Source organism: Salinibacterium sp. UTAS2018 (genome assembly GCF_004118935.1).
Lineage (GTDB): Bacteria > Actinomycetota > Actinomycetes > Actinomycetales > Microbacteriaceae > Rhodoglobus.
The window spans coordinates 1,329,443-1,353,122 of the sequence record NZ_CP035375.1 but is presented as its reverse complement, the minus strand read 5'-3'; the positions used below and the strand labels follow the sequence as shown (position 1 = coordinate 1,353,122).

23 protein-coding genes are annotated in these 23,680 nt (G+C 61.1%); 18 read left to right on the top strand and 5 right to left on the bottom strand.

Translation table 11 applies throughout. The features are described 5' to 3' along the window. Positions 1-31: 31 nt before the first annotated feature. Positions 32-538, bottom strand: a complete 507-nt coding sequence (locus ESZ53_RS06435) for a hypothetical protein (RefSeq protein WP_129072071.1) — start codon at positions 536-538, stop codon at positions 32-34. 102 nt (positions 539-640) lie between these two features. Between ESZ53_RS06435 and ESZ53_RS06430 the strand changes: the two genes are divergently transcribed. The 6 genes from ESZ53_RS06430 (at position 641) to rlmB (ending at position 6,363) form a co-directional block, all read left to right on the top strand. Beyond that, the gene (locus ESZ53_RS06430; protein WP_129072070.1) at positions 641-1,123 is read left to right on the top strand and encodes a CarD family transcriptional regulator; all 483 of its coding nucleotides are present in this window, start codon (positions 641-643) and stop codon (positions 1,121-1,123) included. A gap of 24 nt (positions 1,124-1,147) precedes the next feature. Continuing rightward, the gene (gene ispD / locus ESZ53_RS06425; RefSeq protein WP_129072069.1) at positions 1,148-2,323 is read left to right on the top strand and encodes a 2-C-methyl-D-erythritol 4-phosphate cytidylyltransferase; all 1,176 of its coding nucleotides are present in this window, start codon (positions 1,148-1,150) and stop codon (positions 2,321-2,323) included. 196 nt (positions 2,324-2,519) lie between these two features. Beyond that, positions 2,520-2,777, top strand: a complete 258-nt coding sequence (locus tag ESZ53_RS06420; protein WP_129072068.1) for an HPr family phosphocarrier protein — start codon at positions 2,520-2,522, stop codon at positions 2,775-2,777. A gap of 146 nt (positions 2,778-2,923) precedes the next feature. Then, positions 2,924-3,784 (top strand): 3-hydroxyacyl-CoA dehydrogenase, encoded by an 861-nt coding sequence (locus ESZ53_RS06415; RefSeq protein WP_129072067.1) that lies wholly within the window; start codon positions 2,924-2,926, stop codon positions 3,782-3,784. 79 nt (positions 3,785-3,863) lie between these two features. Next, on the top strand, positions 3,864-5,294 hold the full coding sequence (gene cysS, locus ESZ53_RS06410; protein ID WP_129072066.1) for a cysteine--tRNA ligase: 1,431 nt from the start codon (positions 3,864-3,866) through the stop codon (positions 5,292-5,294). A gap of 31 nt (positions 5,295-5,325) precedes the next feature. Beyond that, on the top strand, positions 5,326-6,363 hold the full coding sequence (gene rlmB / locus ESZ53_RS06405) for a 23S rRNA (guanosine(2251)-2'-O)-methyltransferase RlmB (protein ID WP_129072065.1): 1,038 nt from the start codon (positions 5,326-5,328) through the stop codon (positions 6,361-6,363). An 86-nt stretch (positions 6,364-6,449) separates the two neighbouring features. On the opposite strand, the gene ESZ53_RS06400 is transcribed toward rlmB, so the two are convergent. Then, entirely contained in the window at positions 6,450-7,634 is a 1,185-nt protein-coding gene (locus ESZ53_RS06400) for a PLP-dependent aspartate aminotransferase family protein (protein ID WP_129072064.1), read from the bottom strand. A 100-nt stretch (positions 7,635-7,734) separates the two neighbouring features. Here ESZ53_RS06400 and ESZ53_RS06395 point away from each other — a divergent pair, with 100 nt between their 5' ends. Continuing rightward, a complete protein-coding gene (locus tag ESZ53_RS06395; RefSeq protein WP_129072063.1) occupies positions 7,735-8,217 on the top strand; it encodes an Lrp/AsnC family transcriptional regulator in 483 nt (160 codons plus the stop codon). Between the two features lie 18 nt (positions 8,218-8,235). On the opposite strand, the gene ESZ53_RS06390 is transcribed toward ESZ53_RS06395, so the two are convergent. Continuing rightward, on the bottom strand, positions 8,236-9,546 hold the full coding sequence (locus ESZ53_RS06390; RefSeq protein ID WP_129072062.1) for a DUF4032 domain-containing protein: 1,311 nt from the start codon (positions 9,544-9,546) through the stop codon (positions 8,236-8,238). A gap of 81 nt (positions 9,547-9,627) precedes the next feature. Continuing rightward, the gene (locus ESZ53_RS06385; RefSeq protein WP_129072061.1) at positions 9,628-10,728 is read right to left on the bottom strand and encodes an ABC transporter ATP-binding protein; all 1,101 of its coding nucleotides are present in this window, start codon (positions 10,726-10,728) and stop codon (positions 9,628-9,630) included. A 188-nt stretch (positions 10,729-10,916) separates the two neighbouring features. Between ESZ53_RS06385 and ESZ53_RS06380 the strand changes: the two genes are divergently transcribed. After that, positions 10,917-11,894 carry a thioredoxin domain-containing protein gene (locus ESZ53_RS06380; protein WP_246837409.1) on the top strand — a complete coding sequence of 326 codons (978 nt, stop codon included), beginning with the start codon at positions 10,917-10,919 and terminating at the stop codon, positions 11,892-11,894. 79 nt (positions 11,895-11,973) lie between these two features. On the opposite strand, the gene ESZ53_RS06375 is transcribed toward ESZ53_RS06380, so the two are convergent. Beyond that, positions 11,974-13,791 carry a cytochrome c biogenesis protein DipZ gene (locus ESZ53_RS06375; RefSeq protein ID WP_129072060.1) on the bottom strand — a complete coding sequence of 606 codons (1,818 nt, stop codon included), beginning with the start codon at positions 13,789-13,791 and terminating at the stop codon, positions 11,974-11,976. 469 nt (positions 13,792-14,260) lie between these two features. Between ESZ53_RS06375 and ESZ53_RS06370 the strand changes: the two genes are divergently transcribed. The 10 genes from ESZ53_RS06370 (at position 14,261) to ESZ53_RS06325 (ending at position 23,649) form a co-directional block, all read left to right on the top strand. Beyond that, a complete protein-coding gene (locus ESZ53_RS06370; protein ID WP_129072059.1) occupies positions 14,261-14,908 on the top strand; it encodes a fasciclin domain-containing protein in 648 nt (215 codons plus the stop codon). Positions 14,909-15,095: 187 nt separating this feature from the next. Then, positions 15,096-16,265: an ROK family transcriptional regulator gene (locus tag ESZ53_RS06365; RefSeq protein ID WP_129072058.1), complete on the top strand. Its 1,170-nt coding sequence runs from the start codon at positions 15,096-15,098 to the stop codon at positions 16,263-16,265. A 59-nt stretch (positions 16,266-16,324) separates the two neighbouring features. After that, on the top strand, positions 16,325-17,149 hold the full coding sequence (locus tag ESZ53_RS06360) for an ABC transporter permease (RefSeq protein WP_246837408.1): 825 nt from the start codon (positions 16,325-16,327) through the stop codon (positions 17,147-17,149). Next, complete coding sequence (locus tag ESZ53_RS06355; protein ID WP_129072057.1) at positions 17,149-17,907, top strand: ABC transporter ATP-binding protein; 759 nt, start codon at positions 17,149-17,151, stop codon at positions 17,905-17,907. The genes ESZ53_RS06360 and ESZ53_RS06355 overlap by 1 nt, the downstream gene beginning before the upstream one ends. A gap of 52 nt (positions 17,908-17,959) precedes the next feature. Beyond that, the gene (locus ESZ53_RS06350) at positions 17,960-18,982 is read left to right on the top strand and encodes an ABC transporter substrate-binding protein (RefSeq protein WP_129072056.1); all 1,023 of its coding nucleotides are present in this window, start codon (positions 17,960-17,962) and stop codon (positions 18,980-18,982) included. Then, positions 18,979-20,043, top strand: a complete 1,065-nt coding sequence (locus tag ESZ53_RS06345; RefSeq protein WP_129072055.1) for a Gfo/Idh/MocA family protein — start codon at positions 18,979-18,981, stop codon at positions 20,041-20,043. Before ESZ53_RS06350 ends, ESZ53_RS06345 begins: the two co-directional genes overlap by 4 nt. A 30-nt stretch (positions 20,044-20,073) precedes the next feature. Next, on the top strand, positions 20,074-21,504 hold the full coding sequence (locus ESZ53_RS06340; protein WP_129072054.1) for a sulfatase: 1,431 nt from the start codon (positions 20,074-20,076) through the stop codon (positions 21,502-21,504). Between the two features lie 95 nt (positions 21,505-21,599). Then, positions 21,600-22,025 carry a DUF1761 domain-containing protein gene (locus ESZ53_RS06335; RefSeq protein ID WP_129072053.1) on the top strand — a complete coding sequence of 142 codons (426 nt, stop codon included), beginning with the start codon at positions 21,600-21,602 and terminating at the stop codon, positions 22,023-22,025. Between the two features lie 9 nt (positions 22,026-22,034). After that, positions 22,035-22,382, top strand: coding sequence for a YciI family protein (locus ESZ53_RS06330; RefSeq protein ID WP_129072052.1), 348 nt, complete (start codon positions 22,035-22,037; stop codon positions 22,380-22,382). Between the two features lie 55 nt (positions 22,383-22,437). Continuing rightward, positions 22,438-23,649, top strand: coding sequence for an RNA polymerase sigma factor (locus ESZ53_RS06325; protein WP_246837407.1), 1,212 nt, complete (start codon positions 22,438-22,440; stop codon positions 23,647-23,649). Positions 23,650-23,680 lie beyond the last annotated feature (31 nt).

Sequence of the window (23,680 nt, the reverse complement as noted above, 5' to 3'; positions counted from 1 at the left end):
CTCGCGAGCATGGCGCAAGGCAACGCGCTTGTTAGCCGAGGGCGCTAGCGGGCGCCAGATCGGCGTAAATCGGGTCGTCGCTCGAGATGACGGGAACCAGCAGTTCGCTGCCGCTCTCGTTGCCGAACTGGAAGTAGATGGGGAATAGCTGACCGGCGCGAACGTCGGCATCGTTGATCACGATCATGTCGCCATCGACCTCGGTGCCGTAGCTCTTGACGTCGCCCGAAGAAACAGGCTTGGAGATGTCGATGCGCTCTCCGTCTGCCGATTCGTACTGGAGGCGAAGGCTGCCACTCGACGAGCTCGTGTTGATGATTGTCACCATGAGGCTAACGGCCGATTCGTCATCGTTGCTGATAGCAAGAACGTTGCGCACCTTGACGTCGCCGACCTCGGCGCCGATACCGTCGCTGGGGTCGTACTGGTTCAACGTCGCCGTAGGCGTAATGAACGAACAACCGGCGGTGCCCACGAGAAGGGATCCGGCGATAAGGGCGGAGGCTGCGGCGCGTGTCGCGCGAGTGAGAACTGTCACAGATTCATACTAATAGATAGCCGCGCCGAGCGCTTTACTTAGGCAACCCTTACCATGCGTTTACTGTGATAAACTGGGTTTTCTTCGAGAGGACCACTATTCATGTTGTTTGAGGTCGGCGAGACTGTCGTTTATCCCCATCACGGTGCTGCAACCATCACCGAGGTGAAGAAGCGCACCATCAAGGGTGAAGAGAAAGTTTATCTCAAGCTCAACGTAACTCAGGGTGATCTCACCATCGAAGTTCCCGCAGAGAATGTTGATCTCGTGGGCGTTCGCGACGTTATTGGTCGCGAGGGGCTCGACGCCGTGTTCGAGGTGCTTCGCGCGCCGTTCACTGAAGAGCCCACCAACTGGTCACGCCGGTACAAGGCCAACCTTGAGAAGCTTGCTTCGGGTGACGTCATCAAGGTCTCCGAGGTCGTTCGTGACCTCTGGCGTCGTGACCAAGATCGCGGGCTTTCAGCCGGCGAAAAGCGCATGCTTGCGAAGGCACGTCAAATTCTTATCTCTGAGCTTGCGCTCGCTGAGAAGACTGACGAAGACAAGGCATCGTTGGTTCTCGACGAGGTTCTCGCGTCCTAATCCATTAGGCACGCTGCTTTGCACATGAGCACTACTGTCGAGCCGCTCGTCGCGGTCATCGTCGTCGGCGCTGGTAGTGGCACTCGGCTGGGCAAAAGTGAGCCCAAGGCGTTCGTGCCCGTGGCCGGTCGTGCGACTCTCAGCCGCGCCCTCGAGCCTGTTTTTGCCATGACTGAACGCGCGCAAGTCATCGTTACGGTTCCCGCGACGTATGAGGCGACGGCTAAGCAGCTCATCAGCGAGGTCCCGGGAGCGAATGACCGGGGATTCACCGTCGTCGTTGGTGGCTCTACTCGTCAAGAGTCGGTCGCCACGGCGCTCGCGCTAGTGCATCCCGCCGTCGAAGTGGTTCTCGTGCATGACGCCGCTCGTTTGCTGGCGCCACGGAGTCTTTTCGACGCTGTCGTCGCCGAAGTGCTGAGGTCTGGCGCCGGCGTCATTCCTGGCCTGCCCGTGACTGACACCATCAAGCGCACGGATGCCGAGGGTCGCATCCTTGAGACGGTTGATCGTTCAGCCCTCGCAGCGGTTCAAACTCCCCAAGGGTTTCCGCGTAGCCAACTCGTAGCGGCGCACGCTGCCGCTACCCACGAATTCACCGATGATGCCGCGCTTGTCGGGGCGCTCGGGCATCCCGTGTCGGTAATCACCGGCGACCACTTGGCCTTCAAGATCACGACGCCTTGGGAACTAGACCGTGCGGAGCAGCTACTAATGAGTCCTTCTGAATTCGACCTTCGCGTGGGCACGGGCACTGATGTGCACGCTTTCGATGCGGCGAAACCCCTGTGGCTCGCAGGACTCCATTGGCCGGATGAGGCGGGTCTCCACGGCCACAGCGACGGCGACGTGGTGTCGCACGCCATTTGTGACGCTCTCTTGTCAGCGGCTCAGTTGGGCGACCTGGGAAGTATTTTTGGTACCAGCGACCCTCGATTCGCTGCTGCTCACGGCGACGTGTTCTTGGCCGAGGCGCTGCGTTTGGTGAACCAGGCGGGCTTCGATGTCGGCAACGTTTCTGTTCAAGTCATTGGTAATCGTCCGATCATCTCGCGGCGTCGGGTTGAGGCCGAGGCGCTCTTGAGCGAGATCTTGGGTGCCCCTGTCAGCGTCGCGGGAACCACAACCGATGCTCTCGGTTTCACTGGCCGTGGCGAGGGTGTGGCTGCGATCGCGACCGCGTTGATTCGCGCTCGCTAGTTTCCGCTCCAGCTGAGCGACTTATTGTCGCGACGCGACGACGAGTGGAATCGGCGTATTCTCGGTAGTGCGGCACGCCGCTAGCTCCGGGCGGTGGTTCTGGGCTCGCCCCGCGCGCTGCTGATAACCGAATGTGGCCTCACCGTCCATTGCACTCACGCAGGCGCGGCTCATCGCGCTGAGAAACAGGTACAAAATGTCAGAACGCACAGCAACAATCGTCTCTCCCTCCGGCCTCCACGCTCGCCCTGCAGCGCTCTTCACTCAGGCGGTGAGCAAGAGCGGTTTGCGCATCACGGTGGGCAAGGGCGACAAAGTTGTCAACGCCGCGAGCATCCTCGCTGTGATCTCGCTCGGGGTTTCTCAGGGCGAGACCGTAACGCTGTCTTCGGAAGACGAAGGCGCAGATTCAGTGCTCGATGAACTTGTAGAACTGCTCTCCACTGTCGAATAGCGATCGCGCTGCGAGGCCCACACCGACACGGTGTGGGCCTTCGTGCTTTAACGCGGTGGCACTGCTGAAATACCCAGTTTGGACACAGTTCGCAGGCGTATGTTCAAGGTAGCGGTCGATCACCGCGACAAGAGAAAGAAGGCGCAATGACAAACATTCAGCGTGTGACAGTTTTGGGTACGGGCGTGCTCGGGTCACAGATTGCTTTCCAGACGGCGTACAGCGGTTTCAACGTGGTCGCCTATGACATTAACGACGACGCTCTCGAGAAGGCTCGCGAGCGTTTCACCGGACTCGTAGACACCTACATTGCCGACGGAGTAGACGGCGCAGCCGATGGCAAAGCGAAGGACGCACTCACTCGCGTGCGCTTCTCGGCTGACCTCGGCGATGCTGTCTCCGAAGCAGACCTCGTGATCGAAGCGATCCCCGAGATCCTCGACCTCAAGAAGTCCACCTATGCCGAGCTGGGAAAGCTCGCCCCCGCACACACGATCTTCGCCACGAACTCCTCCACTCTGTTGCCGAGCGACATGAAGGAGTCCACGGGTCGCGTCGACAAGTTCTTGGCCCTTCACTTTGCAAACCAGATCTGGAAGTTCAACACCGCCGAGATCATGGGCACGAGCGACACCGATCCCGCCATCTTTGATGCCGTTGTCGAGTTTTCGAAGGCCATCGGTATGGTGCCGATTCCGATTCACAAGGAAAAGGCCGGCTACGTTCTCAACTCGCTGCTCGTGCCGTTCCTCAACGCGGCAGCTGAGCTCGGTGCTGATGGCTACGCCGAACCCGCTGACGTAGATAACACCTGGCGGATCGCGACCGGTGCTCCTTTGGGGCCGTTCCAGATCTTTGACGTGATCGGTCTCACGACCCCGTACAATATCATGTCCCACGGCGACGAGAACACGAAGAGGTTCGCTGAGTGGCTCAAGACGGAGTACATCGACAAGGGCTACCTCGGTATCGCGACCGGTCGAGGTTTTTACACTTACACGAAGTAATTGTCTGCGGCGCGGGGCTCTCTGGCCCCGCGCTGCCCTCAACCGTGTAATACCCAGCGGCGGTCGCTAAACTTGCTTAGTGACTATTCGCCTGTATGACACCCGTAGCGCCAGCCTCGTCGACCTTGACCCCCGCGAACCGGGCAAGGTGGGAATGTACGTGTGCGGCCCCACGGTGCAGTCAGCACCTCACATCGGTCACTTGCGTTCGGCCCTCGTCTACGACATTTGGCGCCGCTGGCTCACCTACCGTGGCCTCGATGTCACGCTCGTGCGCAACGTCACCGACATCGACGACAAGATTCTGAGCAAGGCAGCGGATGCCGCAGCCGAGGGCTCCACGGAACAGTGGTGGGCTCTGGCGTACCGCATCGAACTCGAATTCACGGCCGGCTACAACGAGTTGGGCATCCTGCCGCCGAGCTATGAGCCGCGGGCAACAGCTAACATCTCCGAGATGCGCGACCTGATTGCGCTGCTTATCGAGCGCGGTCACGCGTACGCCGCCACCGATGGCTCGGGCGACGTCTACTTCGATACTAAATCCTGGCCGTCGTATGGCGAGCTCACTCGTCAGAAGCTCGACGACATGGTCGCTGCCGCCGACGCCGATCCGCGGGCCAAGCGCGATGCCCGCGACTTTGCTCTGTGGAAGGGCAGCAAGCCCAGCGAACCTGCTTCGGCATCCTGGTCATCGCCGTGGGGTGACGGCCGCCCCGGCTGGCACATCGAATGCTCGGCCATGTCTCGCCGCTATTTGGGTGGAGCGTTCGACATCCACGGCGGTGGGCTCGACCTACGGTTCCCGCACCACGAGAACGAACTTGCGCAGTCAACGGCGCTCGGCGATGAATTCGCCCGCCACTGGGTGCACAACGGCATGGTCAATGTGAATGGCCAGAAGATGTCGAAATCGCTCGGCAACTCGGTCTTTGCCCGCGGCCTTCTCGATGCTGCCCGCCCCATTGTGGTGCGCTATTTGCTCGGTGCCGCACATTATCGCTCCACAATCGACTACACTGACACGTCGCTTGCAGAAGCTGAGGCCGCCTTCGAGCGCCTTGAGGTGTTCATCGAGCGGGCGTCGCGCCGACTGCGTGACACTCGCTTCGATACTGCGAACACCAACGAGGTGCCCGAGGCATTTGGCGAAGCGATGGATGACGACCTTGCGGTGCCGCAAGCGCTCGCGGTAGTGCACGAAACGATTCGTTCGGGCAATGCCGCCCTCGACGATGGGGATCTTGCAACGGTCGCTACGGCGCGTTCGCAAGTGATCGCTATGGCACAGGTTTTGGGTATCAACCCACTTGATCCACGATGGGGTTCTGATCGTTCAGAACCGGCTGTTGCTGCATTATCAGCACTGGTTGACAAGCTCATTGAGGATCGCAATACGGCCCGCACAGCGAAGGATTTCGCTGTAGCAGACCGAATCCGTGATGAACTATCAGCGGCGGGCATCACTCTAGAAGATGACTCGACCGGATCGCATTGGAGCTTGCCGTGACTGATCGGCGCTTCCGACAGGAGCAACACTCGTGAAAAACCCAGGTAACACACCCCGCGCAGGAGCGGTACGCAAGGGCCGCAAGGGCCCCCAAGTCGGCTCGGGAGGCCAGGGGCGTCAAGCTCTCGAAGGTCGCAAGCCCACCCCTAAAGCAGAAGATCGTCCGTATCATCCCGCCGGCAAGCGCAAGGCTGCTGCTGAGCGCTATGAAGCGGCCGGTGGAACTCGTCGCAGCGGCGGCAAGGGCTCTGAGGGTGGTCCCCAGCGTCCGAGTCAACCCAGTCGGTCGCGAGTAGCGAAGTCGGCTGACGAATCAGAGATGGTCACCGGCCGTAACTCGGTTCTCGAGGCTCTTCGCGCCAAGATCCCCGCTAACACTCTGTATATGGCTGCTCGCATCGAATACGACGACCGTGTAAAAGAGATCTTGAAGCTTGCCACTGCCCGCAATCTTGCCGTGCTCGAAGTGATGCGTCCAGAACTGGACCGTCTCGCGGGATTCGACTCCGTGCACCAGGGCTTTGCCCTCAAAGTGCCGCCGTACGAGTACGCGCATCCGATGGAGCTCCTCGACAAGGTTGAGGCGCGGGGTCAGGTTCCGCTGCTCGTAGCTCTCGACGGTATTACCGACCCGCGCAACCTCGGCGCTATCGTTCGCTCGGTTGCCGCGTTTGGTGGCCAGGGAGTCATCGTTCCGCAACGTCGCTCTGTCGGTATGACGGCATCCGCCTGGAAGACCTCCGCCGGCGCCGCAGCTCGTACCCCCGTTGCGATGGCGAATAACCTCACGCAGATGATCAAGGAGTACAAGAAGCGCGGTGTCTTCGTGCTCGGCCTCGACGGCGACGGCGACGTATCGCTTCCTTCGCTTCCGCTGGCGAAAGAGCCCGTGTTGATCGTCGTGGGTAGCGAGGGTAAGGGTCTTTCTCGACTCGTTACCGAGAACTGCGACGCGATCGTCTCGATCCCGATTAGCGCCTCCACAGAGTCGCTGAACGCCGGTATCGCGGCCAGCGTCACGCTCTACGAAATCTCGAAGCTGCGGGCCGCTGCTCGCAAGAAGAAGTAGTGCTGCCTCCGGCTTTGCCGGAGTGAAATGACAGAGAGCCGCTGCCCCCACGGGGACAGCGGCTCTCTGCGTTGGTGCGAGTGAGGTTAGCTGCTCGTGACGGCGTCGAGTGCTGCCGCGATGTCGTTCATGAGGTCATCAACGTGCTCAAGCCCGACCGAGATTCGAACTATTCCTGCGCCCGGCTTCGCCTCAGAGGCGACGGGGCGGTGGGTGAGCGATGCCGGATGCTGCACGAGAGTGTCGATGCCGCCGAGCGATACCGCGTGCGTGATCAGCTTCACCGATTCGGTGAACTTCGCTGCGGCGTCGTAACCGCCTGCAAGGTCGAGGGCGATAAGCGAGCCGGCGCCAGCGGATTGCGTGCCGATAAGACCCGCCGGGTCTTGCCCAGGCAGGCCGGGGTAGAGAACGCGAGCGAGTGCAGGGTGTCCGTCGAGACGGCTGGCGAGTTCACCGGCCGTCTCCTGCTGCGCACGAACGCGCAGGGGCAGGGTGCGGAGGCCGCGGTGCAACAGGTACGCCGCAAACGGATGAAGAACTCCACCGGTGAGGGCACGAACGTTACGCAGGGCCTTCGCGTGCTCTTCGGTCGTGGCGATGACACCACCCATGACGTCCCCGTGTCCGCCCAGGTACTTGGTGGCGCTGTGCAGCACCATTGCGGCGCCGAGTTCAATCGGCCGCTGCAGTACGGGGGTCGCGAAGGTGTTGTCGACAAGGACGGGCACGGCGCCAGCGGCGGCAACGACCTTCTTGATGTCGACGAGTTCGAGAGTGGGATTGGCGGGGGACTCGATGATGATGAGACCGGTGTTGGGTTGAATGGCGCTGGCTATCGAGTCGGCGTCAGCCCACGTGACAGTCGTGCCGAGAAGCCCGTTGTCGAGCACATGGTCGGTTCCACCGTAGAGCGGACGAACGCCAACAACGTGCGGGCGACCGGCCGAGGCAATCGAGATCAGCACGGCGGAGAGAGCCGCCATTCCGCTGGCATACGCGACAGCGGCTTCGGCGCCTTCGAGGGCAGCGAGGCCGTCTTCGAAGCGGGCAACGCCCGGCTGCCAGAGTCGCTGGTACACCGCGGAGTGGCCGTCGATGAGGGGGTTTCCCGTAGCGAGGTTTTCGTAGGAATCACCGCCGACTTCAACGCTGGGCAGCGGGTTCGTCGTAGAGAGGTCGATGGAGGGAACGTGTGCACCAGATTCCTGCACGCCCTCCATTCCTGCGTGAACAGCAAGGGTTTCGAGATGGATGTCGTGAGGCAGCATGACTAGATAACAGCAGAAAGTGCGCCCCTAATCAACTCCGGATGCAGCTTCTTCACGAAATGAGTCATTTTTCGAATATGCTGCGACGAAGGAGGCTTCCGTGAAAGAACCCAACAGCTTGCCCATCGACTCGGTCGACCGTGCGATTTTAGCCAGTTTGGCCGCGAACGCCCGCCGCTCGGGTTCCTCGCTCGCCGCGGACGCTGGAGTGTCGGAGTCCACCGTCTCGCAACGATTGCGCCGACTTCACGACGAAGGCTACTTGCGCGGTTTCCACGCCGATATTGACGTCGCCAAACTCGGGATGAGCGTACAAGCCCTCATCTCGATCAAGCTCGTCAAGCACGTGCGAGAAGACGTGGATGCCTTCCGTAGCGCAGCTCCTCGCTGGCCCGGCGTGCTCGCCTTTTTTCACACCGGTGGTGGGGATGACTATTTACTCCACGTCGCAGCTCGCAGTGCGGCAGAGCTCAGAGACTTCATGCTGACCTACTTGGCCAGCCATCCAGCCGTCGCTCACACGGAAACCAATCTCGTCTTCGAACACGTGACCGGTCGCGGTTTAGAGCAGCTGCTGTCGTAGCATCCGCTGCGCTGCGAGCTAAACCTTGAGGCGCCAGTCTTCGCCATCATCGTCGGCGTCCGGAGCGCCCTCAGCGTCGAGCGGCAGGCTGATCGGCATCGTGAACGCGCCCGTGGGCGGATTGATCATTGTGGCTTCGTCGCGCCGGAACTGCAGCACGTTCTCTACGTAGCTACTCACTGCCTCGGCGAGCGGGATATCGTGGCCGGAATCTTGAGCCAGTTGGCGGCGGTGGTCGAGCAATTGGTGGAAGGCCTCAGCGGGCTCGAGCTTTCCGCGCAACTCTTTGGGGATAGCCCGGATCACCGGCTCGAAGACGCGCGCAGCCCACTCATGGGCCAGCATCTCCTCGTCCATATCTTGCTTGTCGAACGCGGCTCGATAGGAATCCATGTCGTTGAGCAGGCGGCGGGCCTGATTTTCTTGGGCATCGAGCCCGGTGAGTCGCAGCAAACGCCGCGAGTGGTGCCCGGCGTCCACCACCTTGGGCTGAATGCGCACGCGCGTGCCGGAATCTTCAGTCTTGATGGCGAGTTCTTCGATGTCGAAGCCGAGCGCGTTGAGGCGTTCGACGCGCTGGTTGATGCGCCAACGCTCGGAGTGGTCGAATCGCTCAGAACCCGTGAGCTCTTGCCAGAGGGTGCGGTACTGAGCGACGATTCCGTTGCTTATCTCGACGGGATCGATGTCTTCTTCGAGACGACCGCCCGCCTGCAGATCGAGTAGTTCGCCGGCGATGTTGACGCGACCGATCTCGAGGTCATTCTCTCGCTGGCCGTTGGAGAGGCGGTCATAGAGCTGACCGGTCTCGGCGTCTACTAAATACGCGGCAAAGGCACCAGCGTCGCGGCGAAAGAGGGTATTGGAGAGCGACACGTCGCCCCAGAAAAAGCCGACGATGTGCAGGCGCACGAGCAGCACCGCGAGCGCATCCACGAGGCGCCGCGCAGTCTCGGGGCGCAAGCTCTGCGAGTACACGGCGCGATAGGGCAGCGAGAATTTGAGATGGCGGGTAACGAGAACAGACTTGAGTTCTTCACCATCGGCAGCCGTACGGTTCGTGACGATAGCGAGAGGATCGACACAGGGCACGTCGAGTTTCTGCAGCGTACGCAGCATCTCGTACTCTCGCTTCGCGAGTTCGCTTGACGTCTCCTTGATTGCGACAATAAACCCGCTGAGGTTGGCAAAGCGCACAAGGTGGCGCGAGATGCCCTTGGGGAGAGTCGCGATGGCGTCGTCGGGCCATAGCTCAAGCGGTAACGACCAGGGGAGGTCGAGCAAAGCTGGATCAGCGGTCGCAGCGGTGATGTTGACGGAACCAGTCATTCAAATGTCCTTAAACAAGAACGAGCCCGCCGAACATCCGAACTGGGTTCGACGTCGACGGGCTCGATCGTAAAGCGAAAGTTAGCTTGCGACTACAGGCTTCTTGGTGAGGCGCAGGCCCGTCTCGGTGTCGAAGACGTGCACGTGGTGAGGCTCAGGGGTCAGGAAGACCTTGTCGCCGGCGTTCGGGTGCGAGCGGCCATCGACGCGAGCAACGATGTCAACACGCTCACCCTTGATGTCTGCGTGACCGTAGAGGTAACCGTCAGCACCCAGTTCTTCAACGAGGTCGACGTCTACCGGAAGACCGCTACCGGTCGTCGAGACGAGCACGTCTTCGGGGCGGACGCCGATCGTGACGGTCTTGGCGTCAGTGCCACCCAGCGTCTCGGCGTCAACCGCGACAACGGCATCACCGAACTGGAGGCCACCGTCGACGATGTCAACGCTGAACAGGTTCATGGCAGGGCTGCCGATGAATCCCGCTACGAATACGTTCTGAGGTGCTTCATACAGGTCGCGAGGGGTTCCGACCTGCTGGAGGAGACCATCCTTGAGGACCGCAATGCGGTCACCCATGGTGAGCGCCTCAGTCTGGTCGTGAGTCACGTAAACCGTGGTGACCCCGAGTCGACGCTGCAGGCTAGCAATCTGCGTACGAGTCTGAACGCGCAGCTTGGCATCCAAGTTGGAGAGCGGCTCATCCATGAGGAAGACCTGGGGCTGGCGAACGATAGCGCGGCCCATGGCAACGCGCTGACGCTGACCACCCGAGAGGGCCTTGGGCTTGCGGCCAAGGTAAGGCTCGAGGTCAAGCAGCTTTGCCGCCTCGAGTACGCGTGCAGCACGCTCTTCTTTGTTGACGCCGGCGATCTTGAGCGCGAAGCCCATGTTCTCGGCAACCGTCATGTGCGGGTACAGAGCGTAGTTCTGGAAGACCATGGCGATGTCGCGGTCTTTCGGCGGAACGTCGGTGACATCGCGGTCGCCGATGAGGATGCTGCCATCGTTGACCTCTTCAAGGCCAGCGAGCATGCGGAGGCTGGTGGACTTACCGCAACCCGAGGGCCCGACAAGTACGAGAAATTCGCCGTCTTCTACGTGAAGATTCAGCTTGTCTACAGCCGGAATCGTTGATCCCGGGTAGAGGCGGGTTGCATTGTCAAAAGTTACAGACGCCATTGTTCTAGTTTTCTCCTTCACCGGCAGGTACGTGCCGGACGATCCGTTGTGATGGACAGCGGTCGAAACCGCGTTGCGTCATTATTGCACTCTTTTGGGGGTCACTCGACCGAGTGGTCCACCCCAGAACGGTGCCGAACTTAGAGATCAGTTGGGTAATTCCCAGAGATTCCTTCTAAAATCGGTGGGTGCGCCGTAATTTCTGGGCGCCCGACACAGCGACACACATGGCGAATGAGGTTCGATTGAGCAACGGCAACTCCGGCGATGGCCGACTCACGAAGAATGAGCGTCGCGAAGCGGCACGGGAAAAAGCTCGCGTTCAGCGTGATGAACAAAAGAAGAAGGACCGCCGTACCAAGTGGGTCCTTCAGGGCAGCGTCGGCCTCGCACTCGTTGCCATCGTCGCAGTCATCGCCCTAGTTTTGGTGAACTCCAACCAGCCCGCAGGCCCCGGCCCGCAGAACTTTGCCAGCGACGGTATTCAGCTCAATCAGGGGTTCATCGCGACACCGACCGATGCGCGTGCCTCAGATGCCGACCCCATCGCGAACGATCGGGATGAAGAATCCGGCGTTCTCGACATTCAAATCTATGTCGACTACCTCTGCCCGATCTGCGGTTCATTCGAGCAGACCAACGCGGAATACATCGAAAGCCTCGTCGAGAATGACGCCGCGACTCTCGAAATTCATCCCATCACGATTCTCGATCGCCTTTCGCAGGGCCAGCGTTATTCGTCGCGGGCAGTGAATGCAGTGGCGTGTGTCGCTGACAGCTCGCCCAACGATTTCTACAGCTACCACAACACCCTGCTTTCCGAAGCAGTGCAGCCGGCAGAAAACACTGCTGGGCTCAGCAATGATGATCTCATCGACCTTCTCGATGTCGTCGGTGTGGAAAACACCGATGCAATCGCGGAGTGCATCACCGATGAGACTTTCAAGACCTGGGTCAAGAACTCGACAGCTCGTGCCCTGTCAGACCCGATCCCGAACTCGGATGTCGGAGTAGTGACCGGAACCCCTACGGTTCTTGTGAACGGTGTGAAGTACGAAGGTGCGGTCAACGATCTCGCTAGCTTCCAGGCCTTCCTCATTCAGGTCGCCGGCGACAACTTCAACGAGAACTCGACGCCGACCCCGACTCCCACTCCGGAGCCGTAACCAGCGCTAAGTTTTCCACGACACAGGCCCCCGATCCATGAGGATCGGGGGCCTGTGTCGTTATGCAGAGGAGTGCTGGTTAGCCGAAGGTGTACGAGTACGCTTCAACGCCCTCGCTCACGGTCACCTCCAGTGTGCCGGTCTCAATCGTGTCTCCCTTGGGGATGATCGAGTAGGAGTTCGGCGTACCGGAAACCTTAATGGTCTCCGTCTTACCATCGCGCTTCACGGTGATCGTGCCTTCTCCACCGAGAACCATGCGAACTTCACTCGCGGTGTAGTTCAGCTTGATCGAGCCCTCGCCATTGCGGGGAGTCGCGTTCTGGAACGAAAGCTCCCAGTCGCCCTTGAGGGCGAAGCTGTTGTCCGCAAGCTTCGACGGGAAGCTGTAGGTGTTGGTTCCCGATGAATACTTCTCGTCGCCGCCGTAGTTCACTACCTTGCCGAGGCTGAGGTAGGTCTCCGGAGTCGTGGTTCCGGCTTCGGGAGTGTCATCGCTGACCTCGGTTGCTGGCGGCAACTGAACGTCAGGGTTGGCATCCACGAGCAGTTCACGGATGAGCTTCTCGGTGGTCTGGTAGCTACCTTCACCGAACTTGATGTGACGAACAACGCCCTCAGCATCGACGAGGTAATGTGCCGGCCAGAAGCGGTTGCGGTAGTTGGTCCAGGTGCTCAGGTTGTTGTCGAGAGCAACCGGGTATTCGATCGCGTAGTTCTCGGCACCAGCCTTGACGTTCGCGGGAACCTTCTCAAACGCGTACTCGGGGGAGTGGACGCCGATGACGTTCAAACCGAGGTCCTTGTAGGCGTCGTACCAGCTGTTGATGTGCGGAACCGCACGCTGGCAGTTGATGCAGGAATACGCCCAGAAGTCGATCAAAACGACTTCGCCGCGTAGCTCATCCAGAGTGATTTCTTCGTTGTTCTCGGTGTTGAACCATTCTTGGATGCCCTGAATATCAGGAGCGATACCGCAGCTCTCGAGCTCGGTGCCACCGTTCGTGCACTGGTCGAGATCCTTGTTCTGCTCGTTGACGAGGCCACCGAGGTTGAGCTGTTCTGCGATCTGTTCTGAGTTGCTGAACTGGTCTTGCAAAGCGCTCGTGTAGTCAGGAACGAGACGCTGGAGTGCCTGCGGCAGGTTGAAGACGAGGCCAATGGCCAGAGCGATCATGAGAACGCCACCCGTGACGCGAATCTTCTGCTGGTGCTTGCGGAACGTCTTGACGCGCTCGGCGACACGACGGCCGGCGAGAGCGAAGATGAGCAGCGGGAGAGCTGCACCGACAGCGAAGGTGATGGTGAGCACGATGGTCTCGGGCCCGATGCGTCCGGTCGAGCCAGCAACCGTGATCGCGGCGAGGACTGGTCCAGCACAGGGCACGTAGACGGCACCGAGAGCCAGACCGAGCACAAAGCCGCCCTTGTCTGTTCCGACGTTCTTCTGCGGAATCCACGAGAAGGGCTTTTCCAGAATGTGCTGGAAAGCGGGGATGATCAGGCCAAGGCCGATCAGAACGAGAACGACGATGCCGGCCCAGCGCAGGAAGTCCTGCGGGAGGTTGAGCAGTGCCAGGATGAGCGAACCGATGAGCGTGAAGACGCTGAACGCGACCACGAGGCCAGCGATAACGAAGTAAGGGCGCCACGGCGAAACCTTCGGGGCGGCATCCTTTTCAGCGGTTGCAGTTGCAGTGGCTGTCTCGCTGATGGCGGCGGCGTCGGATGCGGTGGGCATCGTGCGGCGAGCGAAGCGACGCTTCTTGGTTTCCCCTTCACCGCGGGCGCTCATGGCACCGCCAGACAAGAAGATCACCGGCAGAACCGGCAAGATACACGGGGATATACCCGTGATGATGCCTCCTAGGAAGCCGATGAGGGCGAGACTGAGCATGAGGTTCCTCCGCAGAACTGTGTGACGCCCGGAAGCCCGGACGGTTGCACTCAGTTCGGAACCGTGGCCCGTAAGGGTTGGTCTGAGATTGCTACATCTTTACTAGTGGTGGTCTGCGGTGGGCTTCGGATGCCGTCGGAAGCGCCGCCCGAAGCGCTAGGCGAGAACGCTTCCGCCGAGGGCGACGCCCAGCGCGAGCACGGCGACGCCTAAGTACCGCCACTCCGACGCGGGGGAGTAGGGGAACGTGTCTGAGCAGTCGGTAGGTGCAGTCAGCAGAGCGATGGGGCCGTTGTGAGCCTACGCGCAACCAATCGTTACCTCTCTTATAGGCGAAAGCGATTTAAAGAAAGTTTGAAAAAGTTCCAAACCCTTTTCGGGGGTGCCCCGAATAGTCCTGTGTAAGCCGGCAGCGAGTCGGTAAGCCGGGTCCATTCGGGGGCCACACACTTTCACCAAGGAGATTCACATGCGATCCATTAAGCGCAACACCATCGCCGCCCTCACGTTCGCTGCAGTAGCAATGGTCGGCCTCGCCGGTTGTTCCACTGGAGCAGCAGACGACACCGCAGCACCTGCTCCCGCAGAGAGCTCGCCGTCAATGGAGATGGACTACACGACCGACCTCGTCGGCGCCGGCTGTGCCGCTTACGCCGAGACCGTTCCGGATGGAAGTGGCTCGATCGTCGGAATGGCCCAGGACCCGGTAGCAGTAGCCGCGTCGAACAACCCGCTTCTCACCACCCTGACCGCCGCAGTATCCGGTGGCCTGAACGCCGACGTCAACCTTGTTGACACGCTCAACGGTTCAGAATTCACCGTCTTCGCTCCGGTCGATGACGCTTTCGCAGCACTTCCTGCTGAGACCGTAGAGGCACTCATGCAGCCGGAGAACGCCGAAATGCTCACGAGCATCCTCACCTACCACGTTGTCCCCGGCCAGATCCTGCCCGCTGACATCGCTGGTGAGCTCGAGACCGTCAACGGCGAAATGGTCACCGTTGAAGGTAGCGGCGACAACATCACCGTCAATGGCGCCAACGTTATCTGTGGTGGCGTTCACACGGCCAACGCGACCGTTTACCTCATCGATGCAGTACTCACCCCCGGTGCGTAATTTGTAGCAAAACTCACGGGGATCCGCGCCTAGCGCGGGTCCCCGTTTTTGCGTTTTCGGCCCCGGAATTCCGGGGTTTTCGGCGCGAAAATACGCGGTAGACAGGTGACTCTAGGGCGCAGGGAGCGATGCGCTTTTGTTACGGCGCGGCTTGACTTTCGTCTGTCAACAGAGTTATTTTCTCTAAGTGAGCAATGAAGCCCTAAGCCGATTCGATGAAGCCACCTCCGTGCGTGCACAGGTGCTGACGATGCTGCGAGACCACGGTCCGCTACCCCGCATCGAACTCGCTCGGCGGGCGCACCTCAGCCCGACCACGATCACTCGTGCCGTAGCCCAGCTGGCGGACGAAGGCGTAATCGTGGAGGGCAACTCCATCTCGCCGACCAAGCTCGGCCGCCCCGCCACCGAGATCTCCATCGTGCGCGACGCCTTCGTTGTCGTGGGCGTTCAGGTGGGCGTCGGCTTTGTGCAACTCGGCCTCATCGATCTCCTCGGCGGCACAGTGGCCTCCAGCTCGCTCAGCTACGACATCGCTATTCCCGCCGCCGACGTTATGGTCGAAGCGGCTGGCGCGATCAACGAACTTATCGCGGCATCGGAATATGACCAGTCCATGGTCATCGGCGTCGGCGTCGCGGTACCCGGCCCCGTGGATGTCGCCGGCCGCAGCATCCTCCTCCCCATCAACCTCGACTGGCGAGACGTGCCCGTCGCCGACATCCTTGAGCCGCTGACAGGGTTACCCGTCACGGTAGAGCACAACGTTCGCTCGATGGCTCTGGCCGAAGCGCGCTTCGGAGTAGCGAAAGACCTCGGCAGTGTTGCTTTTATCTACCTGCGCACCGGACTCGGCGCCGGGCTGGTTGTCGAAGGCCAGCCCTTCGCCGGCGGTGTTCGTGGAGCCATCGAGCTTGGCCACCTTCACGTCATCGACAACGGCATCGCCTGTGTCTGTGGCGGTAACGGATGCCTCGAAACTCTCGTGAGCGAAGGCGCCCTGCAGCGCCAGCTCGCCGAAGCCGGGGTTTCGGCGAACGGCGGGGGAGCGCTCACCGCGCTGTACGCGGCGGCCGACACGAACGACGTCGCCCGAGCATCCATCGACGCCATCATCACCCAGCTCGCGACCGCCATGTCGGCGATCGTAAACCTGCTGAACCCCGACGTGATTCTGCTGGGCGGCGCGCTCGCCGAGGTGCCCGAGGCTTTCTTCGAGCGCCTGACGGAGCAGACCCGCCAACAAGTCTTTCCGCTCATCCGCCCCCTCGTTCGTATCGAGCCATCGTCGCTCGGCATGTACGCGGGAGTGCTGGGTGGCGGAACCGCAGCCCTCGAACGCTACTTCTACATCTAAGCCATCACTTACCTACCCCACGAAGAGGATCAGACAATGACGTCGAACAGGAACGCGACATGAGTGAACGACAGGTCGAACCAGAGGCCTTAACCATGGCAACACCGACAGCCGTCGCAGAGGACACCGAAAAGGGCGAGCGTTCTCTCAAGGGGCTGTATGTGGTCACGTTCTTCCTGGGGATCGGGATCTGGACGCTGAGCGCGGTGCTGTCGCGTAACGCACTGATTCCGACCCCGATCGACGTCATCGCGAGCTTTGCAGAGCTCATCGGCAACGGCACCCTCTGGGGCCACACCGTCACGAGTCTCACGCGGGTCACGACTGGCTTCCTCCTCGGAGTAGCCCTTGCCATCCCGGCCGGCTTCCTCATGGGCTGGTACTGGCTCGCTCGAGGTTTGCTTGAGCCATGGATTCAGTTCTTCCGCACCATCCCGCCGCTGGCACTCATCCCGCTCGTCATCGTGATCCTCGGAATCGGTGAAACGGCGAAGATCTTTGTGATCTTCCTCGCCGCCTTCCTCTCCTGCGTGCTCGCTACCTTCCAGGGCGTGAGAAACGTGGATGTCACGCTCATCAATGCTGCGCGAGTGCTGGGCGCTGGAGACCTCACGATCTTCACTCGCGTCGTGATTCCCGCATCCACCCCGTTCATCTTTGTCGGTATGCGCGTCGCTCTCGGAGCATCGTGGGCCACGCTCGTGGCCTCGGAGTTGATCGCGGCGCCCACGGGCCTTGGCCGGATGATGCAACAGGCTGCGCAGTTCCTTCAAACCGACCGCATCGTCGTCGGCATCATCATGATTGGCGCCCTCGGCTTCATCATGGACCGTTTGCTTCTTCTCGCCGAACGGCGACTTACCCGCTGGCAGGAGACTCGCTGATGCCTCTCATCTCGATCAAAGACGTCACCAAGATCTACAACACGGAGCGTGGCCGCACGGTCAGCCTCGACAACGTCAGCCTTGACGTTGAACAGGGTGAGTTCATCACCCTCGTCGGCCCCAGCGGTTGTGGCAAGTCCACAATGCTCAACCTCGTCGGTGGTTTGCTCATGCCGACCTCGGGTCAGGTGCTCGTCAACGACGAACCCGTCAAGGGCCCCGGCCCCGACCGTGGCGTGATTTTTCAGCAGTACGCGCTGTTCCCGTGGCTGACCGCTCAAGAAAATGTGGAGTTCGGGCTTCGCCTGCAGAAGGTTCCCAAGAAGGAGCGGGCCGAACGGGCCATGCACTACTTGAGCCTCGTTGGTCTGCAGGATTTCGCCAACGCGCTTCCCAAGGAGCTCTCGGGCGGAATGAAGCAGCGCGCGGCCATCGCGCGGGCCTATGCCGTGCATCCGTCGGTATTGCTCATGGACGAGCCGTTCGGTGCCCTCGACGCCCTCACCCGAGTGCAGATGCAGGATGACCTGCTCGAGACCTGGGAGAAAGAAAAGCGCACCGTTGTCTTCATCACCCACGACGTGGACGAGGCCGTGTACCTCGCGAGCCGCGTTGTCGTGATGAGCCCACGCCCCGGTCGCATTAGCGAAATTATCGACGTTCCCCTCGCGTATCCCCGCGGGGAGGAGATTCGGCTCTCTCCGGAGTTTGCCGAGATCCGCGCCAGAGTCTGGCGCGGAGTGCACCACCACGAATGACCCAACCACTCATTACCCATTACGCATCAACAATCACAGGCAAGGACGCCCCATGAAGAAGAAAATGCTCGGCGCGGCAGCAGTCGCCGCAACATTTGCTCTCGCGTTGACCGGTTGCACGACAGACTCCGGCAGCACTGACAGCAGCGGCGATGAGCCCATCGCCATCAACGTTGGTTACATCGATACCAGCATCAACGGCGTTGGCATCATCGCCGTCGCGAACGACCAAGACCTTTGGAACAAGGCTGGCCTCGACGTTAACCTCGTTCCGTTCACCAACGGGCCCACGCAGATTCAGGCCATGGCCAGTGGATCACTGGACGTCGGCTACATCGGTGGTGGCGCCATGTGGATGCCCGCTTCCGGCCAAGGCACCGTCATCACCCCCAATGAGAGCACCTTTGGTGACTTCCTCATCGCCTCTCCCGAGTCGGGCGCTACCGACATGGCCGACCTCAAGGGACTCAAAATCGGTGTTCCGGATGGCGGATCGGGCGAAATGATTCTCGCCCTCGCTCTCGAAGAAGCTGGCCTCACCGAGGCTGACATCGAGCGCATCCCGCTGGACCCGCCGAGCGTTGTATCGGCATTCGTTGCTGGCCAGATCGACGTTGCCGCCATCTTCTCGCCGCTGAGCGACCAGATCTTCGAGTCGGTTCCGGACGCAGAGATCATCGCCAACAACCGCGACTTCCCCGAAACCGAGTTCCTCGGAGCCTGGGTTGCTTCTAACGATGCGGCAGCAGACAAGAGCGAAGCCCTCACGCGCTTCCTTGAGGTTTGGATTCAAGCCAACGACTACCGCATCTCGGACACCGAAGACACGGTTGCTCTCTCCGCGGCACTCTCGGGTGCTCCCGCTGACCAGCTGCAGAGCCAGGCCGATGGCCTCGAGTGGTGGACGTCTGACCAGATTCTGGCCGACAACGCCGATGGTTCCACGTTTGAGCGCTTCGGTGCTTTCACGCAGCTCTTCGTTGAGGTCGGTCGCCTGACCACCGACGAAGCTGCCGCTCCGGAAGACTTCATCAACATCGATCTCTTCGCCGCAGCCAAGGACAACCTCAAGTGAGCAGTCGGCTAGGGACCGGTGCTCCGGTCCGCTTAGGGATCGTGGGCGCCGGGTTCGTAGCCGACTTCTACCTTCGAGCACTCGGCAGCATCCGCGGGCATGACGTAACGGTTGTTGCGGCACGCTCGGCGGAGTCGGGGGCAGCATTCGCGGAACGCTTCGGCATTCCGGTCGTTGTCTCCACTGTCGCTGAACTCGTGGAGCGCGACGACGTCGACATCGTCATCGTCGCGCTCCCTCAAGACCAACACGTTGCGGTTGTTGCCGCAGCGGCAGCCGCCGGCAAGGGCATCATTTGCACCAAGCCGCTCGGCCGCAACTCAGCCGAAGCTGCCGAATGCCTACGCCTCGTTCGCGAAGCCGGCGTCTGGCACGCCTACGCCGAAACCGAAGTGTTCGCTCCGGGCCTCGTGAAAGCGAAAGAACTCGTGGATGCCGGCGCCGTTGGCCGAGTGACCTCGGTTCGGGCGCGGGAATCCCACGGGCATCCGCACAAACATGCGCGCGACGTCTCGCGTTCGGGCGGCGGACCGCTGCGTGCCCTCGGCTGCCACTGCGTAGCCATCGGCCGCTGGTTCATCGGCTACGACACCGTTCCCAAGGAGGTCTTCGCGTGGGGTGCACGACTCTCGCGTGACGACGTCGAGACCGAAGATACTGCTGTTGCGCTCATCCGTTTTGAGGATGACCGCATGGCCCAGGTCGAAGTGAGTTGGGGGCACATCGCAGGGTTGGATGTGCGCAACGAGATTCACGGCACCGCGGGCTGGATCGGCACCGACGAGACCGGGGAGACGGGCATCCGTGCCTTCGCTGGAAACCCCGCCGACTATGTCGTCGAAAAGGCCGGAGCCGCCACAGGCTGGATCACTCCCGTGCCCGACGAGCCCTGGGTGTATGGCTACCACGGAGAACTCACCCACTTTGTGGAGTGCTATCGCGCGGGTGTCGAACCACGCCAAACCTTTGTTGATGGCTACATCGACAACGCAATCATTGATGCCGCCTACCGCTCCATGGAGTCCGGAACCTGGGTTCCGATCGACATGTCAGCGGTCTAGAGCAGCACGCTGAACGACGAAAGAACAACTATGACTGAGAACGCTAAGCGCCGCCCCAATATTGTGATGATCCTCACTGATGATCACGCTTCGCACGCCATTGGCGCGTATGGGTCGGTAGTGAACCAGACTCCGCGCATCGACGAGATCGCGCAGCTGGGGTGGAAACTCGACAACTGCTTCGCGACCAACTCGCTGTGTTCGCCGAGTCGAGCATCCATTCTCACGGGGACATATAGTCACATCAATGGTGTCAGCACCCTAGTAACGCCGATCGATGCCAGTCAGCCAACGTTCGTGTCGCAGCTGAAAGAAGCGGGCTACCGCACGGCCATAGTCGGAAAATGGCATATGGGTGATGGCGGCGAAGCTGACCCGCAAAACTTCGACTACTGGGATGTGCTCATTGAGCAGGGCGAGTACCACGACCCGAAATTCTTGAACCCGGATGGGCTGCGCACGGTTTCCGGCTATGCCACCGACATCATCACTGATCTATCGCTCAAGTGGGTTGATGAGCTTGAGGGGGACGACCCCTGGTGTGTGCTGATTTATCACAAGGCACCGCACCGCCCGTGGGAGCCCGACGAGAAGCACGCCGGCATGTACTCCGACCCCATCCCGGTGCCCGCGACATTCACCGATGACTACGAGACGCGCACGTCGTCCGCTCGCCGGGCCGCGATGCGCATTGCCGAAAACCTCAACGAAGACGACCTCAAGCAGACGCCACCCGAAGGGCTCACCTATGATGAGCTCGCCCTGTGGAAGTACCAGCGCTTTATGGAGGACTACCTTGCCTGCGTCGCCTCGGTCGACGACAACGTTGGCCGTGTCACCGACTGGCTCAAAGAGCGCGGCGAGTTCGACGACACCCTTCTCATGTACAGCTCGGATCAGGGTTTCTTCTTGGGCGACCACGGTTGGTTCGACAAGCGCTTTATGTACGAAGAATCGTTACGGATGCCGTTCGTGCTCAGCTACCCCGCACAGCTTGCGGCCGGCAAGTCGTACGAGGGCATCGTGACCAACGTTGACCTCGCGCAGACTATCCTCGATGCGGCCGGCGTCGAGCACCACCCACGCATGCAGGGGCGTAGCCTCTGGCCCGACCTCATCGAAACCCCGGATGTCAAACCTGCCGAGGGCATGTACTACCGCTATTGGGAGAACGACGATGTCTTCCATCGCGCGCCCGCTCACTACGGCTACCGCACCGACCGCTACAAGCTGATCTTCTTCTACAACGACGGATTGGGTGTGCCCGGAACCGGGCCATTCTCGTACCCCTCCGAGTGGGAACTCTACGACCTCGAAACCGACCCCGACGAACTCAACAACGTCTACGGAACACCGGAATACGCTGAAGTCGAAGCCGACATGAAGGTCAAAATGTGGAAGGCGCAAGCCTCGTTCAAGGACGAACCGCACCCCAGTCAACCGAAGCCGGTTGGCGTCTAAAACTTTTCTAAAGTTTTGTGCAGCGCCCGTGTCGATTCGGCACGGGCGCTGCGTCATGTCAGTGAGGGCAGGGAAATTCCCGGCCCCGAAAGGACATGATGACGCTGAACTTTCTGGCAATCGCGGTAGCGACGGTGGCAGGAATGCTCGTGGGATGGGCCTGGTTCTCACCAGCCCTTCTCGGTAAGCCGTGGGCGGCGCGAGCCGGAATAGAGCTGAGTGCGAAGACTCCCGGGTGGGCGTATCTGTTGGCGCTCGTGGCCACGGCCATAACGGCAACGGTGCTGGCGCTTGCGGCGGCGATCGCCCACGACCAGTTTGGCGGCTCGTTTCTGGCGGTCACGCTGGCGGTGGCATCCATTGGCTGGCTCGGGTTTACCGCATCGCGTAATGCTGTCGAGTATCTTTTTGAGAAGAAGTCCCCGGCGCTGTTTGCGATCGATATGGGTCATCAACTCGCAGTTCTCATCGTCATGTCCGTTGTCATCGGCCTCTTCGGCCACACGTCACAGATCGGTTAGGGAAAAACCATGCAGTACATGATCCTGATTCACTCAGAACCCATGGACGGACCGAACCCGGGAGAACCGGGCTTCGACGAGATGATGGCGCCGTGGATGGCCTACAACCAGAAGCTGATCGATGGCGGTCACTACGTGGCCGCTGACCAGTTGCTCGGTGTCGAAACGGCAACGACGATTCGGCGAGCGTATGGTGCGGGCGACACCATCGTCGATGGCCCGTTCGCTGAGACCAAAGAGCACTTCGGTGGCTTCTACATCGTGGAAGCCAAGGATTTGGATGAGGCGCTCGCGCTTGCCGCCGAGGTGCCGCTTCCGGCAGGTTCGCTCGAGGTTCGCCCGGTGATGCCCTCGTAGCGTGCCGGATAACTCAGAGGCGGTCACCCGCCTGGCGCGTGAGGAGAGTGCGCACGTGCTCGCTCTTCTCACGCACCGCTTTGGGCTCGACGTTGCGGACGATGCGGTGCAGGATGCGCTCGTCGAGGCGCTGAACTGGGCCGAGGTTCCTGACAACCCCGCCGCGTGGTTGTACACGGTCGCGCGCAATCGCGCTGTGGATCGGGTGAGGCGCGACGCTGCCGCCGCCCGACGGTTGGCGCGATCAGCCCCCGATCTGATGGCGGCCGCTGAGCACAACAATGGCGATCGCGACCCCGGCGGCAACGACGAGGGGGTGCCCGACATGATTGACGATGCTCACTACTCGGGCGACGAACGCCTTCGCTTGTTCTTGCTCTGTTGTCACTCGGCGCTGGGTCGAGACACCCAAGTGGCGTGGACGCTTCGGCTCGTCGGCGGCCTCACAACCACCGACATCGCCGCGGCGTTCTTGCTGCCCGAACAGACTCTCGCCCAAAGAATCGTGCGGGCCAAGCGCAAGATTCGCGACGCCGGCATCCCGCTGAGCATTCCCGAAGACCTCACGCTGCGAGTGGATGCGCTGCTCACGGTTCTCTACCTGATTTTCAACGAGGGTTACCTCTCGCGGGGCAGCACCGCTGGCGCGCGGATCGACCTCGTGGAAGAAGCGATTCGGCTCACGATCACCGCGCGCGAACTGCTCCCGGGCAACCCCGAAGTTGAAGGATTGCTGGCGCTGGAGCTCTACGCTCGCGCCCGCCACGACACTCGCTTTCGCGGGGACGAACTGGTTCTTCTCGAACATCAAGATCGCACCCGCTGGGATGGCGAGCTCATCGAGCAAGCCAACGGACTCCTGGATAGTGCGCTGGCACGGCTGCGGCCCGGGCCTTTCCAGATCCAAGCGGTTATTGCGCGTCACCACGCCACCGCGCGCACGGCCGCCGACACCGACTGGCCGGCCATCGCCTCCGCCTATGCGGTGCTGCTGGCAATGACGGGTGGCTCTCCCGTGGTTGCTCTCAATCGTGCCGTCGCGGTCTCAATGGCCGACGGCCCCGATGCTGGATTGCGATTGCTCAGCGGCATCACCGGCCTCGAGAACTATCACCTATATTGGGCCACTCGCGCCGAGCTGTCGCTGCGTGCTGGCGATGCGGATGCCGCGGCCGACGCCTTCGCCCGGGCGCGCGAATTGGTGACGAATGCCGCCGAGCAGCAGCATCTCGATCGGCGTATCGCGCAGCTGCGCGGACAGTTCTAGCTGGCTGGCGGGTTGAACTGATCTGCTTAGC

Excerpts from the sequence above, each read along its gene's own strand:
- ESZ53_RS06330 (WP_129072052.1), top strand. The coding sequence starts at position 22,035 with ATGCAGTACATGATCCTGATTCACTCAGAACCCATGGACGGACCGAAC.
- ESZ53_RS06355 (WP_129072057.1), top strand. The coding sequence starts at position 17,149 with ATGCCTCTCATCTCGATCAAAGACGTCACCAAGATCTACAACACGGAG.
- ESZ53_RS06340 (WP_129072054.1), top strand. The coding sequence starts at position 20,074 with ATGACTGAGAACGCTAAGCGCCGCCCCAATATTGTGATGATCCTCACT.
- ispD (WP_129072069.1), top strand. The coding sequence starts at position 1,148 with ATGAGCACTACTGTCGAGCCGCTCGTCGCGGTCATCGTCGTCGGCGCT.
- ESZ53_RS06335 (WP_129072053.1), top strand. The coding sequence starts at position 21,600 with ATGATGACGCTGAACTTTCTGGCAATCGCGGTAGCGACGGTGGCAGGA.
- ESZ53_RS06430 (WP_129072070.1), top strand. The coding sequence starts at position 641 with ATGTTGTTTGAGGTCGGCGAGACTGTCGTTTATCCCCATCACGGTGCT.
- ESZ53_RS06390 (WP_129072062.1), bottom strand. The coding sequence starts at position 9,546 with ATGACTGGTTCCGTCAACATCACCGCTGCGACCGCTGATCCAGCTTTG.
- ESZ53_RS06350 (WP_129072056.1), top strand. The coding sequence starts at position 17,960 with ATGAAGAAGAAAATGCTCGGCGCGGCAGCAGTCGCCGCAACATTTGCT.
- ESZ53_RS06370 (WP_129072059.1), top strand. The coding sequence starts at position 14,261 with ATGCGATCCATTAAGCGCAACACCATCGCCGCCCTCACGTTCGCTGCA.
- ESZ53_RS06420 (WP_129072068.1), top strand. The coding sequence starts at position 2,520 with ATGTCAGAACGCACAGCAACAATCGTCTCTCCCTCCGGCCTCCACGCT.
- ESZ53_RS06360 (WP_246837408.1), top strand. The coding sequence starts at position 16,325 with ATGAGTGAACGACAGGTCGAACCAGAGGCCTTAACCATGGCAACACCG.
- ESZ53_RS06400 (WP_129072064.1), bottom strand. The coding sequence starts at position 7,634 with ATGCTGCCTCACGACATCCATCTCGAAACCCTTGCTGTTCACGCAGGA.
- ESZ53_RS06415 (WP_129072067.1), top strand. The coding sequence starts at position 2,924 with ATGACAAACATTCAGCGTGTGACAGTTTTGGGTACGGGCGTGCTCGGG.
- ESZ53_RS06375 (WP_129072060.1), bottom strand. The coding sequence starts at position 13,791 with ATGCTCAGTCTCGCCCTCATCGGCTTCCTAGGAGGCATCATCACGGGT.
- ESZ53_RS06385 (WP_129072061.1), bottom strand. The coding sequence starts at position 10,728 with ATGGCGTCTGTAACTTTTGACAATGCAACCCGCCTCTACCCGGGATCA.